We start from the raw sequence: 16,695 nt of genomic DNA, 5'->3' as shown, positions 1-16,695 counted from the left end.
CGGCCAGCCGCGGCGGGAGGGGGAGTCGGGGCACGGGGCGGCTCCAGCGGGGGGGAACGAGAAACGGCCGGCGTCGTCGCCGGCCTCACCTCACAGTGACCTGATCCCGGCCCCCGTTAAGGACCTCGGTTTCGTCTCTCGCGCCTGCCGGCGAGGACCACGCTGAAACGAAACCTTCCGTCCCGCGTCAGGTGCCTCGCTCTTCGCCAACGACCGGCACGTTTCCCTGCAACCGTCCTGTCCAGTGATGAAGCCGGGGGACGGGGCGAGGGCCCGCCTCACCGCACGTCCCCGAACGCGAGCCGCCGGGCCAGGGCCGCCCGCTCCCGGCGGGCCGCCGCCGTGGGCGAACCGACGAGTCGTTCGATCTGAGTCAGGTTCACCGGCCGCAGGTCGACCCGGCCCAGCGGGCGGCCGGCGAGCGGGTCGGCGACGTCGATCCGGGCCTCCCGAACCGCCGGGTCCGCCGTCGGGTAGGGGATCGCCGCCCGCGGCCGGGCCGGCCGGCTGACCGCGTAGACGACGAGTTGGTAGAGCATCTCCCGCGGCAACCGCTTCTCCCACAGGTCGCGGTACTTGGCGTCGGGCAGGGCGGGCGGTTCACCCGGCCGCAGGACGGCGTAGTCCGGGCGGGGCGTGGGCGGGCGGCGGCCGCGGGGGTTGCAGCCGGGGGCGTACCGCAGCATCCCGGTCAGGCCGCGTTCGTCCCGCAGGGAGCAGCCGGCCGGCAGGTTCTCCCGCAGGAACCGGGAGAGCAGGGCCTGGAAGAAGGCGTTCATGTCGAACAGATACCCCGGCAGCGCCGACGCCGACCGCCCCTCCAGGGCCACGCCCCGGCCCTCGACCAGCAGCCGGGTCAGGGTCAGGGCCGGGCCGTAGGCGGCCGTCAGGCGGTTCAGCCGGGCCTCGGCCCGCTCCACGGCCGGCAGGTCGGGGCGGACGCGGGCGACGCGCTCGTCCAGCAGGCCGGCCAGCCGGCGGGCGTCCCGCTTGAGTTCGATCAGGCCCGTCACCTCCCCCGCCAGCCGCAGGCCGGCGAGCAGGGCCCGGTTGAGGGGCGTGTCCTCCGTCCGGGGGAAGTGGCGGCAGGGGAGCGAGGCGGTCGCCGTCCCGCCGGCGCGGGCCAGCCGGTCCACGGCGATCCGGCCCCGCGGGGAGGCCAGCGGCTCGGTCCGGCCGACGGCCTCCCGCCGCAGGCCGCGGGCGATCAGCTCCCGGGCCTCGGCGTTCAGCTGGAGCACGAGCAGGTCCTCGAACCCGCATTGCTCGACCAGGTGCTCGGCCTCGGAGAGCAGCTTGAGCCGCCGCAGGCCGTGGGCGTAGCGGAGCAGCCGGAGCAGGGGGCCGGCGTCGAGCTTCGGCTTCACCGTGACCGTCAGGCCGCCCACCCGGACCCGGCCGACGTGCGATCCGGCGGCAGTCCGCGTCCCGGTCTGCAGCTCCGTGAACCGCAGGCGGCGGGACCGGTCCAGTTCGTCGGCGACCCGCCGGGCGTCGCCGTCGAGGAACTGGCCCCGCAGGACGTCGTGCGTCTCCGGCGAGGCCGTCTCCCACTCGGAGAGGGTGAGCGAGGCGGGGTCGCTCACTGCTCCTCCGCCCCGTCGTCGGTCTCGTCGTCCGCGGCTTCCCGCTCCTCGGCGTCGAGGCGGGCCTCATCGGAGGCGAGGGCGTCCCCGGTGGCGGTGATCTCGGGCAGGGGGCCAGCAGGGCGGCGACGAGGTCCGCCTCGGCCGCGTCCTCGAACAGCTCGTGGCGGCCCCGCTGGGTGTTCCGGTCGACCAGCTGCGGCCCGAGGATCGCCTCCAGCGTGGGGTAGTCCTCGTAGCAGTACTCCTCCAGCAGCGGGATCACGTCGTCCCGCACGGCCCGCTTCAGGGCGGCGAGCTCCCGCAGCGGCTGTCCCCCCTTCATGAGGTCTGGGAGTGGCCGATCTGCAGGTTGCGGGCGTCCCGGCCGACGTGCTCCCGGATGCGACCGTTCAGAGCCTCGAACCAGGCCCGCAGCGGGAGTCCGGCGACCGACGCGTCCTTCAGCACGCTGCCGCCGGGCATCAGCTCCACGAACCCGAACCGCCGCCGCAGGGCGGCGTCCAGCAGCGAGATCGACCGGTCCGAGGTGTCGTCGCGCCGATCAGGCACACGTTCTCCGGTCGATGTCCTCTACGTGACGCCGGCCTGCCAAACGCCTGTCTCTTATCAGGGGAACAGGCGGAACTTCAGGGCGCCGCCGCCGAGCCGGTGGATGTTGAACTCTTCATTATTCTGGAACGCCAGCCAATAGACCGGCCGTTCGCGGCTGCCGCCGTCGTGTACGAAGGTCAGCAGCGCCTCTCCGTCTACCGTACCAAAACCTGCCGCCCGAACCGCTCCCGGGTGAGCTCCGGCGGGGAGAAGAGTTCGCCCTCGTCCGGGAGCTGTTGGAGGCGGTCGAGGATCCGCCGTTGCACACCTTCGCGGAAGAGAGGAACCCGGTCGTATGCTATTGCGTGCCCCGGGCGGATCTGCCCTGCCGCGAGGGTGTTCGCGGAGCGATTACTCTGTCGACCACACAGTGCGCAGGAGGGATGTCAAGGAGAGTTTTTTCAAACTGAGGAACGGCGAAAGGGGCTAAACAGTCCCTCAGCGACCAAAATGTCCAAATCTGGGTGGCTGCGGCATCTCGCTCCTTCCACCTGCCGTTTCGGCCCGTACATTCTCCGCGACGCGTCCGAGTCGCCCCGGACGCGAAGTTGTCACCACCGGCCGACGGCCCCCGCGGCCGTTCCCTCGCGGGAGACCGAGCGGTCACCCGGGAGGGCGGAGCATGCCCGGAACCGGCCGGGGCCCTTGCTTTGTCTTATGTCGAGCGCTCTCTCCTCCCCAGTCGAAACTACGGACCTCGCCCTTGAGGGCCCGCATGCAGGTGGCGCAGGACGAGTCGTCGAGGCTGACGTCAATGAGCGGGAGACGGTTATCCGGCCGCCGAGCGGCTGGCCGTTGCCAGACTTCCGCGAATTGTGGCAGTACCGGGACCTGCTCTCCCTGCTGACCCTCCGCAGCATCGCCGTCCAGTATCGACAGAGCGTGCTGGGGGTTGCTTGGGCCGTCGTGCGGCCGGTTGTGAACGTGTTGATCTTCACGCTGATCTTCGGCAAAGCGGCCGGGTTCGCGGAGGGGCTCGACGTCCCGTACCCGGTCTTCGCGTTCCTGGGCTTGGTGCCCTGGAACTTTTTCGCGTCCGCCTTGGCGGGCACGGTCCAGAGCGTCGTCGGCGGGCAGGCGATGCTTACGAAGGTCTATTTCCCGCGGATCGTCCTGCCGCTCTCGAGCATGGGGGTGGCGTCGGTGGATCTGCTGGTTCAAGCCGTGCTCGTCGTTGGGCTCATGGTCTGGTATCAGATTCTGCCCTCTGCCGCGGTTTTTACCCTGCCGGCCTTCTTGCTGCTGACGGCCGCCGCGGCGCTCGCCGGGGGATTATGGCTGACGGCGTTGAACGTGAAGTACCGCGACATCGAGCATGCCGTTCCGTTCTTCGTCCAGGCGGGCATGTACCTCAGTCCGGTGATCTACCCGCCGTCGTTCATTCCGGAGGAGTGGTTGGCCCTGTACTATCTCAACCCGATGGCGGGTGCGATTGAGGGGGTGCGGTGGAGCGTATTAGGCACGGACCCTCCGCAGTGGGGTTACGTAGGCGTGTCCGTCGTCGCTACGCTAGTCCTGTTGGCTGGTGGATTAATCTACTTCACCCGGACGGAGCGAACGTTCGCAGATGTCGTCTGAGAGGTCTGGGCCACCTGCGACGGACGGGCGGGCTGGCCGCCAGTTGCGTCAGTCGTCATGGCTGCGGCGTGCTGCTCAGAGGGTGAAGTGTTCCGTCTCGTTTCGAGGGAGGCGGTACGCGAAGTGGCTTCGGTGGCACGTTCGTTTGAGTATGTTTCCTGTCACATACGCGCCTGCGTCAGGCGTGGAGATGTTCTTGTACAAAGACTCGCGATTGGCTCGGATGATATATCTGGGCGAGTTTGAGAGGTTCGAGACAGAGTTCTTCTGCCGTTACCTGCAACCCGGTGACGTCGTTTACGATGTCGGTGCAAACATCGGCTTGTTCAGCGTCCTGGCCGCGGGGGCAGTCGGCCCCTCCGGCCGGGTCGTGGCGTTTGAGCCTGCCGCCCGTCCTTATAGTCGGTTGCTCGAGAACGTGAAGATCAACGGCTTCGATCATGTATTGTGTCTTCAGCAGGGCCTCTCGGATCAGGCCGGCAAGCTGACGCTGGCCTCCGGAGTGGGGGCGGACGCTTGGAACTCTTTTGGGCTCGGCCTTCATGAAGGAAACTCACAATTTAAAAAAGTCTCGGTCGGCGTGGGCACCCTCGATGCCGCCTTTGAAGAGGACGCGAAACAAGGGTATGGGCCGCCAAGGCTGGTGAAAATCGATGTAGAGGGATGGGAGGGGCGGGTGCTCGCTGGGATGAAACGGCTGTTCGCTTCGACTCCGCCCGAGGTTTTGCAGGTCGAATTTAACGACCACGCTTTATCCGCCTCAGCGTCGTCCGCTGACGAGCTGTTCAGACAGTTGAATGCGTTGGGTTACGAGATCTGTCGATATTGCGGGGGGGCGGAGTTGGTGGTTGTCGACGGGCCGAGCGGGCGTGGGACGCAGGACAACTTGTTTGCCGTGCGAAACCGGGAAGCGGTGCTTTTGCGGCTTGTAAGAAGTGTTGAGAAGGCATGAGTAAGGTCGCGCTGTCCGTTGCAAATCTCAGCAAGCAGTACCGGCTGGGGCTGACGCACGCCGGGAGTTTATCTGAGGTTGCCAGCCGATGGACGCGGCGTCTGCGTGGCCTGCCGCCGATCGAGGCCTCCGTCGACGCCGCCTCCGGCACCTCCTTGGCGACCAAGAATGGCGACTTCTGGGCTCTGAGGGACGTGAGCTTCGAGGTGCGGCCCGGCGAGGTGGTCGGCGTGATTGGCCGTAACGGTGCTGGCAAGAGTACGTTGCTGAAGATCCTGAGCCGGGTCACGGTCCCCACGATTGGCGAGGTTCGGGTTCGCGGCCGGGTCGGCAGCCTGCTGGAGGTCGGCACAGGCTTCCACCCCGAGCTGACCGGTAGGGAAAACGTCTACATGAACGCCACGCTGCTCGGCATGAGCAAGAGGGAAGTGCGGGCGAAGCTGGACGAGATCGTGGACTTCGCGGGGGTCGAACGGTTCCTCGACACGCCGGTGAAGCGGTACAGCAGCGGGATGAAGGTCCGGCTGGGCTTCGCGGTGGCCGCGCACTTGGAGCCGGAGGTGCTGATTGTGGACGAGGTTCTAGCCGTCGGCGACGCGGAGTTCCAGAAGAAGTGCTTGGGGAAGATGAAGGACGTCGCGGGGGAGGGGCGGACGGTGGTGTTCGTGAGTCACAACATGGGGGCCGTGCGGAGTCTGTGCGAACGCGGAATCGTCCTAAGCGGCGGGAGCGTTCTATTCGAGGGGGGCGCCGCCGAGGCCGTCGAGAAGTACTTCGGCGACGGCCCGGACCGTCGCCCTACGGCTCCGCACGTTCTCTATCGCTCCCCTGGGCCGGCGGGGGAGCCGGTGCCAGATTACAGAATCGAGGAGATCCTGCTGCTGGGCGTCGACGGCCGCCCGAAATCCATTCTTCGGTCGGGGGAGGACGTCGTTCTAAAGGTCCGATATTCCTGTCAAAAAGCTGTGCCGCACGGCTCGGTGTATCTCCAAGTTTATAGCCCCGACGGCTTCTGTCTGATGACGTTGTCCACCCTGCCTGGGGGAGGGCTGCCGGTGGCGATGCCGGTCGGCTCAGGGGAGGTAGGCTGCCGAATCGAGTCGCTTCCGCTGGCCGGCGGGCGTTTCCCCGTCAGTGCTGGGTTGGCGATCCCAAACGTCGTCTCCCTTTGCCATGTGGAGCGGGCGGGGGATCTGGTTGTCGTCGGAACCGACCGGTATGGTACGGGGTACACTCAATCTTGGCCGACGTCCGCCGTGTTTGCGGCGGATTGGTGGTCGGTTCCGCGGACCGAGGAATCTCGATCCGAGGACACCGTCGCGGGGGGCATCAGTGCCTGACACCCCCCTCACCTCCGCCGCAAAGGCCCCCGTCGCCGAGTGCCCTCTCTGCGGGGGACGGCCCGGCCGGACGTTGGTCCGGTTCGACGCTGCCGCCGTCCGGGCCTGCCGTGACTGCGGGAACGCTTGGACGGTGCCCCCCCCGCAGTTGCCGGAGGACCACTACCGGGACGCCGATTTTCACGCCTACATCTCCCCGGCGGGGCTCCCGCGGCAATGGGATCGTGGGCTGACGATGCAGACAGGCCTGCTCCGCCGTCATCTCGACGAGGGGGCGGGCGTGCTGGAGGTCGGCTGCGGTCAGGGCGTCCTGCTAGACCGACTTCGGCTCGCTGGATTCCGCACCGTCGGGCTTGAACCAAGTCGGGCCGCCGCAGCGCGGGCTGCGGACTTAGGACTCATGGTGATCAACGGCGAACTGGGGGCGGAGCCTCTGTCACCGGAGCGACTGGGCGGGCCGGTGTCGGCGGTGGTGTTCTCTCATGTTCTGGAGCATCTCCCGAACCCGGAAGCGGCCCTCCGGGCGGCCGCCGCGGTCCCCGGGTGTCGCTACGTCCTGCTCGTGCAGGCGAACTGGCGGGGGTGGATGGCCCGCAAACAGGGGGCGAAGTGGCACGCCTGGGTCCCCGACCAGCACTATTGGCACTTCACGCCTGCCGGGCTGACGAAGTTCGTGACAAACCTCGGCTGGAGCGTGGCGGAACTCGAATACTCGAGCTTAGAACACGGCAGCAAGTTCGGCACGCGATTGCTGGAGCGGGCGGGGCCGCTGCTGGACCAGTTCCACCTGCTCGTCCGTATCGCCCCCTCAAGATCCACCGGGACGACGAATGCTCTCTAGATTGGCCGCCCGGCTCCGTCAGCGATCGCGGCGGCGGCGACTCGAAGAGATTGCCGCGTTCCGGCAGATCGACGGCTGGTTGACCGACGCGGAGGCGCTGGGGCTGTTCGACCTCGCTGCCGGTTTGCCGAAGGGGGCCGCGGTCGTGGAGATTGGTTGTTGGAAGGGGAAGAGCACCTTCTGCCTCGCGTCCGGTTTACGCTCCGGAAAGGTCTTCTCGATTGATCCGTTCGACGCGAGCGGCGAGGACGGCAGCGCGGAGATTTACGGCTCGACCCGGGGCGACGCGCCCCTCAAGGAGCAGTTCGAGCGGAACTTATCGGAGTTTTTCACAGATGGACGCGTGACCGCTCTGCCGGGGCTTTCGTCCGAGTTTGTCGGCCGCTTCGAGCGAATCGACCTGCTGTTCATCGACGGTGATCACTCCGTGCCGGGGTGTCGGTTTGACTTCGAGTCGTTCTCCCCCGCCGTCAACGACGGCGGCTTCGTCGCGTTCCACGATTATGACCCGGCCCGCCCGGACCTAGGGCCGACGTGGGTCGTCGAAAATCTAGTCTTGGGCAACGACCGGTGGCGGCCGGCATTGCGAGCCGACTCCCTCTGGGTTTGCCAGAAGCGCAGCTCGACATGAACGCGGAACCACCCCGCCTCATCTGCCTGACGCCCGTGAAGAACGAGGCGTGGATTCTGCGGCAGTTCCTCGCCGCGGCGTCGCGGTGGGCGGACCAGATCGTCGTCGCGGACCAGCAGTCCGACGACGACTCCCGCGCCATCTGCGAAGAGTTCCCGAAGGCGACGCTCGTCGATAACCGGTTCCCCGGCTACGACGAGGCCGCCCGGCAGGCGTTGCTGATTGAGACCGCCCGCGACCTCTGCCCCGGGCCACGGGTGTTGCTGGCGTTGGACGCGGACGAGGCCCTGTCCGGCGAATTCCTAAACGAGACGGTCCGCGGTCGCCTGTTCGGCCTCGCCCCCGGGACGGTGCTGCGGTTCCGCTGGGCAAACCTGCTGCCCGGCGTCGGCACGTATCACAACGGCCCGCCCTTGCCGATCGGGTTCGTGGACGACGGCCGCTCCCACGTCGGTTCGACCCTCCACAGCGCCCGCGTTCCGACCGGCGACAACTGCGACGTCTGGGACAGCGGCTCCGTCCGCCTGCTGCACTACCAATTGACGAACGAACCCCGCATGCGGAGCAAGCACCGCTGGTACAAATGCTTCGAGCGGGTCACCTACCCCAATAAACCGATAGCGGCGATCGAACAGCTCTACACCTGGATGGACCGCGTGGAACGAGCGCCCCGGCCCTGCCCGGAGAGTTGGTTCGCACCCTACGAGGAGGCGGGCATCGAGATGCGTTCCGTCCCCGAGGAGGACGACTTCTGGTGGGACCGGGAGGTTTTGCGGATGTTCGCCGAACACGGCGTGGATCGGTTCCGGGCACTCGATATCTGGAATTTCGACTGGGAGGCGGCACGGCGGCGGTGGGCCGCACGCGGCGTTGACGGGTTGCCGGACGGCCCGATCGTTAGCCTGGCCCGTCGGCGGCACGCGGTCGGCCACCGGCTGCTGGCCGCCGCGCGGCCGGGACGCCGCGGCCGCCTCGCCCAGACCCTCGCGCGGCGATTGTTGAACTCGTGACAGCCCCGTTCTCCGCCGACGCCCGGTCGATCGCCGCCGAGTTGTCCGTCGTCACCGTCACGCGGAACAACGCCGAGGGCTTGGCCAAGACGTTGCAGAGCCTTCGCGACCAGTCCGCTCGGCCGGCGGAGACGGTCGTGATCGACGGGGATTCGACCGACGCCACGCCCGCCACGCTGGAGCGGTTCGCCGATGTAGTCGACGTCATCGAGCGCGACCGCGGGACGGGGATCTACGCGGCGATGAACCAGGGGACGGCGGCGGCGGCCGGGCGGTGGGTCTGCATGCTGAACGCCGGCGACCGGCTGGCCGACCCCGGTGTCCTCCGCGCCGTCCGTCCGGAGCCGGGGGCGGAGTTGATTTTCGGCGAGGCCGTGACGACGGCCGGCGAGCCGCACCTCCGCCGCCGCGACCTCGCCCGGCCCTGGGCGGGCATGCCGTTCAGCCATCAGGCGCTGTTCTGCCGTCGGGAACTGCTGCTCGCGCGGCCCTTCGACGAGCGGCTGCGGATCGCCGCCGACTTCGACTTCGTCCTCTGGGCAGTGCGGACCGGGCGGTCAGTGCAGGACGTCCCGCGGGTGATCTGCGAGGTTGAACTCGGCGGCGTCTCCTCCACGCAGCCGGTCCGCCGCATTTTGGAGTCCTACCGGGTCGCGTCCCGTCACTACCCGCTGCGGGCGGCGATGCACCAGCACTACTGGGGCAAGCTGCGGTGGGCTTTGAGGGAGCGGTTGCCCCCGGTCCGCACGCGGCTCCGCGGGCTGCGGGCGTCGACCGACGTGGAGACTGCACGATCCAGGGCGGAACGATGACGGCGGCGGGCGACGACGCGACCCTGCGGCAGCAGCTGGGCTGCTGGGTGCATGAACGCTGGCGGACGGAGGCGGCGCTGCGGCTTGGCGGCGGCCGCTGGCGGGGCCTGTGCAACCGCGGCGACCGGCTCGTCGCGGTCCCCGGCGGCGGGCCGGGCGCCGGGCGGGAATGCCGGTGGGACCACTCCCGCGAGCTGACGGTCGCCCGGGTCTTCCCCCGCATCGGTGCTCGACTGCTGGCGGTCGCCGTCCCGGAGATCCCGCTGCGGTGGGACGGCCCCCCGCCGGCAACGCAATCGGCGGAGGAACCCGCAGTCTCCGTGCTGGTGCCGGTCGGCGGGGCGGACCGGCGGGCGACGGCGGCGATCTGCCTGGCGGCGCTCTCGGCGGAGGCGGCGGCGTACGCGGCCACAAGCGACGGCGAGCTTGGGAACGGGGGGCCTGGGGGCGGAGAACCCGGGGGCGGGGCGGAGATCGTCCTCGCGGAGCAACGCGCCCCCGGGGAGCCGCCGGCGGACGCCCCGGACGGCGTGCGGCGGGTGCGGGTCGACGACGGCGGGCCGTTCAATAAAAGTCGCCTGCTCAACCGAGCCGCGGAGGTCGCCAGGGGGAAGGTCCTCGTCGTTCACGACGTCGACCTGTTGCCGACACGCGGCTATCTCCGCCGGTGCGCCGCGGCGGTCGCGGAAGCGGACGCCGCCCGGCCGGGCCGGCTGATCTTCTATTTGAACGAAGCGACCACCGCCCGCCTCGTCGCGGCAGATCGCCCCACGGCGTGGCACCCCGGCGCCGAGTGCGGGGGGGGCGAATGCCTCAGCGTGGAGCGGGTCGTGCAGAACTCGCCGAACCCGACCGTCGTGCGGCGGGAGGCGTACTTCGAGTTGGGCGGCCACGACGAGTCGTTCGAGGGCTGGGGCGGGGAGGACTTAGAGTTCCTCTCCCGCCTGCGGACGCGGCCGACGAACGAGTTTGGCACGGAGCCGCTGGTTCACCTCTGGCACCCGCCGGCCCCGAAGAAGGCCAGCGGTCACCGCAACGACCGCCTACAGGCTGAACGGCTGGCCGAACCCCCCGCCAATCGCATCCGCCGGTTGCGCGGCCGGCTTGGCGGTGCCGCGGCGGAGGAGGTGGGCCAATGCTGAGGAGCCGCCCCGGCTGGCCGGTAGCCGATCTGGAACTGCGGGCCTCTCGCCTACCGGCGGACGCACCGGAGGTGTACGTCGACGCCTATGGGCGCTCGCCGCACCGGCGGATTGAGGTTGACCACGACGGCCGGCGATGGGTCTTCCTGTTCCACCCGGACGACAAGCCGGGCCGCACGTTTCGTGGGGCACTCTATCAGGACCGGGCCGCGATGCCGTCGCGATACCTATTCCGGGCATCGCGGCGGCGGCGGGTCGCGGTGCTGGTCGAGAGTCCCAACGAGCCGCAGAACGCTCACTTCCCCGCGCTGGCGGCGCGGTTTGCCGCGACGCTGACGCACAGTCGCCGGCTGGCGGAACTGGGGTCGCCGTTCCGTCGGCTGGATTACGGCACGCGGTTCGTCGCCGCCGCGGAGGAACACGAGGCGGACGGCCCGATCGTCAAAACCGCGGACCTTAGCTTCGTCGGCAGCGTGGCGCACGCCGACGTGGCCGGATACGGACTGCGGCGGCGGGTGGCCGCCGCGCTGGCCGAACGCGGCGTCCCCTGCTTCGGCCGCGGGATCGCTCCGTTCGAGGAGAAGTCTGCGACGCTGCTGCCGTTCCGGTTCTCCGTGGCGATGGAAAACGTGCGGGAGGACTGGTACTTCACGGAGAAGCTGATCGACTGCTGGGAGTGCCGCACGATCCCGGTGTACTGGGGCCCGCCGTGCGTCGCCGAGGAGTTCGACCCCCGCGGTCTGGTGACGTTCGAGGCGCTGGAGGATCTGCTGGGCCTGTTGCCCACACTCACCGCAGAGCGTTACGAGGCGATGCGGCCGTTCGCGGAGGCGAACCTGCGCCGCGCCCGGGAGCGGGACGTTTGCACCGGGGCTGGCCTGTTCCGCCGCATCGCCGCCCACATGGACGACGTGTTGCCGTCCGGCCCGTCCCGCCGGCACGGGGACGTTTCGTCGCTGGCCCGCATTGCGCGGGCGGGCGGGCCGCGGGCGATCCGGAGTGCCCCGTGAGCCCTACCGAAGCCCCCACCGCCTCGGTCGCTCCCCCCGCCGTCGTGCAGCTCGTCGCCCGGGGGCTTCTCGACGCCTACGGCAGTGGGACGTGGAAGGACCTCGTCGGCCGCGGAATCGCCGCCGCTGCCGCGGGGGTCGAACTACGTGTCGAGGAGTTCGACCCGAACGACCTCCCGGCCGCCGTCGCCGCGACGCCGGCGAACTGCCCGGCGGCTGTGATCGAATACTCCGTTCACCCCGGCTTGGTCGAGGCTCTCCGCCGCGAACGTCCCGGCACCCGCGTGCTGGTGCGGGCGATCAACGCGGAGGGGCTCCAGCACTGGCACCGCCGGGCGCCCGGGCTGCGGCCGACGTACGACAACGCCTGCGACTGGTACGGCGTCACGCGGTTGTCTTGGCGGGACCGGCGCAGCGCCCGCGCCGCCCATGCGACGCTGGGCATCAGCGAGTGGGACGAACGACATTACTGGCGGCGGATCGCGCCGCGGGCGACGTTCGTCCCGCTGCCCTACTTCTGCCCCTGGCCGGACCTGCGGCCCGAGGTGCGTCCGCGGCCGTGGCGGGAGCGGGACGACCTGATCGTCTGCATGCCCGGCGGGGGCGACCGGCTGAGTACCCAACAGCAGGACAACCTCGGCCGTCTCGCCGCCGCCCTGGCCGCGGTTGGCGACAGAGAGGTGCCGCGGTGCGGGCTGACCGGCGGGTCCCGCGTCTGGGCGTCGACAGCGCCGCCGACGGGAGACGAACTATCAGGGGCGGAGCGGCTCGGCCGGGTCGACGAACCTTGGGATCTGCTGTGCGGTGTGAAGGCTGTGGCGGTCCTGACCGACCTCGGGTTTGGGATGAAGACGACGGTCGTGGACGGCCTGGCGGCCGGCTGCCACGTGTTAATTCACGCGGGGCTGGCGCCGCGCCTGCCGGCGGCGGTGCGGGAGCGATGCCTCACGATCGACCCGCGAGCAGTCGATACCGCCGCGATCCTCCGAACCCTAGCCGGACCTCCGGACCGGCACGCGGAGGTTCATTCCGCGCTGAGACGGGACGCGGCCCAAACGTTCCACGCCGCCGTACGCGGTCGCTACTGCCGGCGACCGGATGGCGGAACGGCCGAGGGCGGCCCGTCGTCGAACCTCACCAACCCTAACGATTCTGTGGCGACCGGAGACGAAACCGAGGGATGAATTCCGACACCTATACCTCCCCGGATTTTCTCGGCATCGGGATGATGAAGTCTGGGACCACTTGGCTCGACGCGGTGCTCCGGTCTCATCCCGACATCTGTCTGCCGCCCGTCAAACAGCTTCATTTTTTTACGGCTACTTTCGAGACCGGGACGCCGGCACGTCCGGCCGGATTCTCGGTCGCTACTTCGCCCAAGAGCCGTACGCGAGGAGGAGGTGGCGGCGATACCTGCGGACTGAGGCGAAGCGAGCAGCACGGTATCCTTCCGTCGCGGGATTTCTCTGGGCGAGCCGATTTCTGTTCGGCCGGCGTTCATTTCGGTCGTACGCCCTCTCGTTTCCGGACAACGGCAAGTGCTGCGGGGAAATCACCCCGGAATACGCCGTCCTCCAAGACGACGAAGTCGCCGAGATCGGGCGGGCGTTCCCCCGGTTGAAGGCGATCCTGATCTTCAGGAACCCGGTTGAGCGGGTCTGGTCGCATCTTATGGAGGCGGTCGGGCGGCAGGGGCGGGACGTCCGCTCGTTAACGCCGCAGGACTTGGCCGACTTCGCCTTCAACGACGCCGGGTTGCGCGTCGTCAAGACTACGAGGGGATTTGGAGGCGTTGGGAGGCGGCCGTGGGCCCGGACCGGCTGTTCGTGGGGCTACTCGACGATATTGCCGCCGACCCAGTTGACTTCCGGCGCCGCGTGTGCCGATTTTTAGGCATCGCGGAAATCGGCGCAGCCGCGGGCGACGAGCCCGTCGGAGCCGTTTTCGTCGGCCCCGACCGGAAACTCCCCCCCACCATGAGGAAACCGCTGGCGGAGGCCTATGGGAACCAGATCGCGTACGTCGCGGACCGTCTGGGGCGGCCGGAGCTCGTGCGGCAGTGGTCGTGACCGCCGAGACGGATGCCGCACCCCCGCGGGTGTCCGTCGTGATGGGCGTCTACAACGCCGCGGAGACGCTGCCGGCGGCCGTCGAGGGGGTTCTTGCCCAGACGTTCGCGGACTGGGAGTTCGTGATCGTCGACGACGGCTCGACCGACGGCACGGCGAACCGGCTGGCGGAGTACGCCGCCGCCGAGCCGCGGGTGCGGGTGATCCGGCAGGAGAACGCCGGGCTGACCGCCGCCCTGATCCGCGGGTGTCGGGAGGCGAGGGGGGAGTTCATCGCCCGGCAGGACGCGGACGACGTCAGCGCGCCGGAGCGGCTGGAGCGCCAGGTCGCCCTGCTGCGCGACACGCCTGGGGCGGGATTCGTCTCCTGCACGACCCGCTACGTCGCCCCCGGCGGCGAGACGCTGGACCTGCTGAGCCGCCCCGCCGACCCCGCCGAGGCCACCCGGGCGCTCCTGCACGAGCACCAGGGGCCGCCGGCGCACGGCAGCGTCCTGTTCCGCCGCGACCTGTACGACGCGGTCGGCGGGTATCGGAAGGAGTTTTATTACGCCCAGGACTCGGACCTGTGGTTGCGGATGGCGGAGCGGGCGCTGGTCGCCTACGTCCCGGAGCCGCTGTACGACTTCCGGTTGAGCCCGCACGGTATCAGCGGGTCGCGGGAGGCGTTGCAGCGGCGCTTCGGGGAGTTCGGGCAGGCCTGCGCTCGTGGGCGCCGCTCAGGCTCCGGTGAGGCCGTCCCCCTCGAGGGGGCCGCGGTGCTGCGGGAGGAGGTTCTGGCCGGCCGGGCTGCCCGCGGGGGCCGCGGCGACGGGGCGGGGACGAACTACCTCATCGCCACCCGGCTGCTGGCCCGCGGCGATCGGCGGGCAATACGGTATCTCTCGAAAACCCTCCGCCGCCGCCCCTGGCACCTCAAAGCGTGGGCGCGGCTGGCGCAAAGCGGCTGGCAGGCGTTACGCCCCCCGCAGGCGTCCGGCGTTCCCGAGGGGGGCGGCGAATGACGACCGACTCGCCCGGGCCGGCGGCCGCCGACGGTGGGCGCCCGTTGCGCATCCTTATGGGGGCGGACGTGCCGCCCGACCCCAATTCCGGCGCCGCGGGCACCGTCTGGCAGATGGCCACGGCATTGCGGGCGGCGGGGCACGCGGTCGACGCCTTCTGGACCGACGACCTTCGCCGCCGCATCGCCCACGGGAACCTGCACTACGCCGTCGAACTGCCGTACGCCTACCGCCGGGAGGTCCGGCGGCGGCTGGCCGCCGCAGATTACGACGTCGTCGAACTGAACCAGCCGCACGCCTACCTCGCCGCCGCGGACCTGCGGCGGCGAGCTTGGCCGGGGGTGTTCGTGAACCGCAGCCACGGGCACGAGGTGCGGGTGAGGGAGGTCTCGGCCGAACGCCTCCCCGATCCGGGCCGCCGCGCTTGGCCGCGGCGGGCGGCGTCCTCGCTGCTGCGGCGGGTTCTGGATCGGCAGTGGGACCGCGTCGCCGCCGACAGCGACGGCGTCCTCGTCTCCTCGCGGCTGGACGCCGAGTTCCTGCGACGCCGCTACGGCCTGCCGCCGGAGCGTGTCGCGGTCGTGACGCAGGGCGTCCCGCAGTCCTTCCTCCGCGCGTCGCCCGCCCCGCCGCCCGGGGGCAATCGCGGCGAGACGCTGGGCTACGTCGGGCAGTTCACGCCGGTCAAAGCCCCGGACGTGCTGGCGGAGATCGCATCGCGTGTGGCGGCGCGGCGTCCAGGGGCGACGTTCACTTGGGTGTGCGACGCCGCCCATCACGACGCCGCCCGCGCCCTGATCGCCCCGGCGGTGCTGGACCGCGTGAAGCTGCGACCGTGGATGTCGCAGGACGAGCTCGTCGGGACGCTCGACCGCTGCCGGGTCTTTCTGTTCCCGTCGCATTTCGAGGGGTTCGGCAAGGCGCCGCTGGAGGCGATGGCACGAGGGTGCTGCGTGGTCGCCAGCGACGAGGGGGGCATGCGGGACTACATCGACGACGGGACGAGCGGCGTGCTGTGCCGGCCCGGAGACGTCGCCGCGTTCGCCGCCGCGGCCGAGGTGCTGACGGCAGACCCTGCCGCGGCGACCGCGATGTCCGCCGCCGCCCGCCGCGTCGCCGCACGTCACACCTGGGCGCAGGCCGCGGGGGAGGCCGTCGCCTTCTACCGCCGTCTGCTGACCGCGAAGCGGGGGGGGCTCGGTCGTCGGCGCACGTAGGCGAACCTCTCCCTCCCGCCGCCGACGGGGGTTCGGTTCGCGGGACAAGCGCGACCTTGCCCCCCTCCAACTTTGCATGACCGAAATCACGCCTCTGCGCCGCGTCGCTCGGTTGTTCCGCGAACCTGCCCACGGGCCGCGCTGCCCAGGTGGCGGTGGCGGACGCCGTCCGAAAGTTCGCCGATCCCACCGCCCGCGCGGACTACTCCGCCTTCGGGGAGCAGTCGATCATCCTGCACCTGCTGGACCGGCACGCTGCGGCCGGACGAACCTGCGAAAATTACTATATCGACGTCGGCTGCAACCGGCCGTTCACCGGCTCAAACCCGGCATGGCTGTACCAGCGGGGCTAGCGGGGGCCGGCGGTCGACGGAAACGCTGCGATGACGGATCAGTTTTTCAAATGTCGCCGCCGGGATTTCGTGGCCTCCCTCTGGTGGGATGGTCCTGCCCCAAGGCGCAGGAATGGGTGTGGGCGTGGACCGTCGCACTGGCGGGGGCGCGGTTCGCCTCGGTCGACTTCCCCGGCGCCGTATATTGGCAGCACCGCGGCACCCGGATCACCTCCTCGGCCGATGCCGTCACGCGGTCGACCGACGCCCGGCAGCGCATCCTCCGCTGGGTTTTGTCGCAACTGGAAGCGCAGGGCGAGGCGACACCCGCCCCGCGAGCGCAGGCCGCCCAGCATCTGTTCCGAGACACGAAGTTCCTGGCCCGCCGCGGAGCCTGGACGGACACCGCCCGGCTGATCGACTCGCTCTCGCCGGGGTTCGTCCCCGAGCAGACCGACGTCCTCACCACCGCCCTGGTGCGGGCGTTCGGCCTGGACCGCGGCGTGCGGGCGTCGACCCGCATCGCGGACCTCGCCCGACGCGGCCTGCCGGGGGAGCCCGCCGATGACGCCCCCGG

16 protein-coding genes are annotated in these 16,695 nt (G+C 70.0%); 14 read left to right on the top strand and 2 right to left on the bottom strand.

The window, feature by feature from the left end:
* Positions 1-278: 278 nt before the first annotated feature.
* Positions 279-1,586, bottom strand: a complete 1,308-nt coding sequence (locus ACG2DA_RS16125; protein WP_395256817.1) for an McrC family protein — start codon at positions 1,584-1,586, stop codon at positions 279-281.
* A 321-nt stretch (positions 1,587-1,907) separates the two neighbouring features.
* Positions 1,908-2,138, bottom strand: coding sequence for a hypothetical protein (locus ACG2DA_RS16120; protein ID WP_395256816.1), 231 nt, complete (start codon positions 2,136-2,138; stop codon positions 1,908-1,910).
* 837 nt (positions 2,139-2,975) lie between these two features.
* Between ACG2DA_RS16120 and ACG2DA_RS16115 the strand changes: the two genes are divergently transcribed.
* The 14 genes from ACG2DA_RS16115 to ACG2DA_RS16050 form a co-directional block, all read left to right on the top strand.
* A complete protein-coding gene (locus ACG2DA_RS16115; protein ID WP_395256815.1) occupies positions 2,976-3,758 on the top strand; it encodes an ABC transporter permease in 783 nt (260 codons plus the stop codon).
* Between the two features lie 223 nt (positions 3,759-3,981).
* Entirely contained in the window at positions 3,982-4,710 is a 729-nt protein-coding gene (locus ACG2DA_RS16110) for an FkbM family methyltransferase (RefSeq protein ID WP_395256814.1), read from the top strand.
* Positions 4,707-6,050, top strand: coding sequence for an ABC transporter ATP-binding protein (locus ACG2DA_RS16105; RefSeq protein WP_395256813.1), 1,344 nt, complete (start codon positions 4,707-4,709; stop codon positions 6,048-6,050). Before ACG2DA_RS16110 ends, ACG2DA_RS16105 begins: the two co-directional genes overlap by 4 nt.
* 133 nt (positions 6,051-6,183) lie before the next feature.
* Entirely contained in the window at positions 6,184-6,891 is a 708-nt protein-coding gene (locus tag ACG2DA_RS16100; RefSeq protein WP_395256812.1) for a class I SAM-dependent methyltransferase, read from the top strand.
* Between the two features lies 1 nt (position 6,892).
* Entirely contained in the window at positions 6,893-7,522 is a 630-nt protein-coding gene (locus ACG2DA_RS16095; RefSeq protein WP_395256811.1) for a class I SAM-dependent methyltransferase, read from the top strand.
* Positions 7,519-8,532 (top strand): glycosyltransferase family 2 protein, encoded by a 1,014-nt coding sequence (locus tag ACG2DA_RS16090; RefSeq protein ID WP_395256810.1) that lies wholly within the window; start codon positions 7,519-7,521, stop codon positions 8,530-8,532. Before ACG2DA_RS16095 ends, ACG2DA_RS16090 begins: the two co-directional genes overlap by 4 nt.
* On the top strand, positions 8,529-9,344 hold the full coding sequence (locus tag ACG2DA_RS16085) for a glycosyltransferase family 2 protein (protein ID WP_395256809.1): 816 nt from the start codon (positions 8,529-8,531) through the stop codon (positions 9,342-9,344). The genes ACG2DA_RS16090 and ACG2DA_RS16085 overlap by 4 nt, the downstream gene beginning before the upstream one ends.
* A complete protein-coding gene (locus ACG2DA_RS16080; protein ID WP_395256808.1) occupies positions 9,341-10,486 on the top strand; it encodes a galactosyltransferase-related protein in 1,146 nt (381 codons plus the stop codon). The genes ACG2DA_RS16085 and ACG2DA_RS16080 overlap by 4 nt, the downstream gene beginning before the upstream one ends.
* Positions 10,480-11,496: a hypothetical protein gene (locus tag ACG2DA_RS16075; protein WP_395256807.1), complete on the top strand. Its 1,017-nt coding sequence runs from the start codon at positions 10,480-10,482 to the stop codon at positions 11,494-11,496. The genes ACG2DA_RS16080 and ACG2DA_RS16075 overlap by 7 nt, the downstream gene beginning before the upstream one ends.
* Positions 11,493-12,680, top strand: coding sequence for a hypothetical protein (locus ACG2DA_RS16070; protein ID WP_395256806.1), 1,188 nt, complete (start codon positions 11,493-11,495; stop codon positions 12,678-12,680). The genes ACG2DA_RS16075 and ACG2DA_RS16070 overlap by 4 nt, the downstream gene beginning before the upstream one ends.
* Positions 12,681-13,561: 881 nt before the next feature.
* Positions 13,562-14,569, top strand: coding sequence for a glycosyltransferase family 2 protein (locus tag ACG2DA_RS16065; RefSeq protein ID WP_395256805.1), 1,008 nt, complete (start codon positions 13,562-13,564; stop codon positions 14,567-14,569).
* Positions 14,570-14,637: 68 nt separating this feature from the next.
* Positions 14,638-15,786: a glycosyltransferase family 4 protein gene (locus tag ACG2DA_RS16060; protein ID WP_395256804.1), complete on the top strand. Its 1,149-nt coding sequence runs from the start codon at positions 14,638-14,640 to the stop codon at positions 15,784-15,786.
* Positions 15,787-15,941: 155 nt separating this feature from the next.
* Positions 15,942-16,139: a hypothetical protein gene (locus ACG2DA_RS16055; RefSeq protein ID WP_395256803.1), complete on the top strand. Its 198-nt coding sequence runs from the start codon at positions 15,942-15,944 to the stop codon at positions 16,137-16,139.
* An 83-nt stretch (positions 16,140-16,222) separates the two neighbouring features.
* Positions 16,223-16,695 (top strand): hypothetical protein (locus tag ACG2DA_RS16050; protein WP_395256802.1); only part of this gene is annotated, 473 nt, incomplete at its 3' end.

The organism is Alienimonas sp. DA493 (assembly GCF_043951915.1).
Lineage (GTDB): Bacteria > Planctomycetota > Planctomycetia > Planctomycetales > Planctomycetaceae > Alienimonas.
This window is presented reverse-complemented; position numbering and strand designations above follow the sequence as displayed.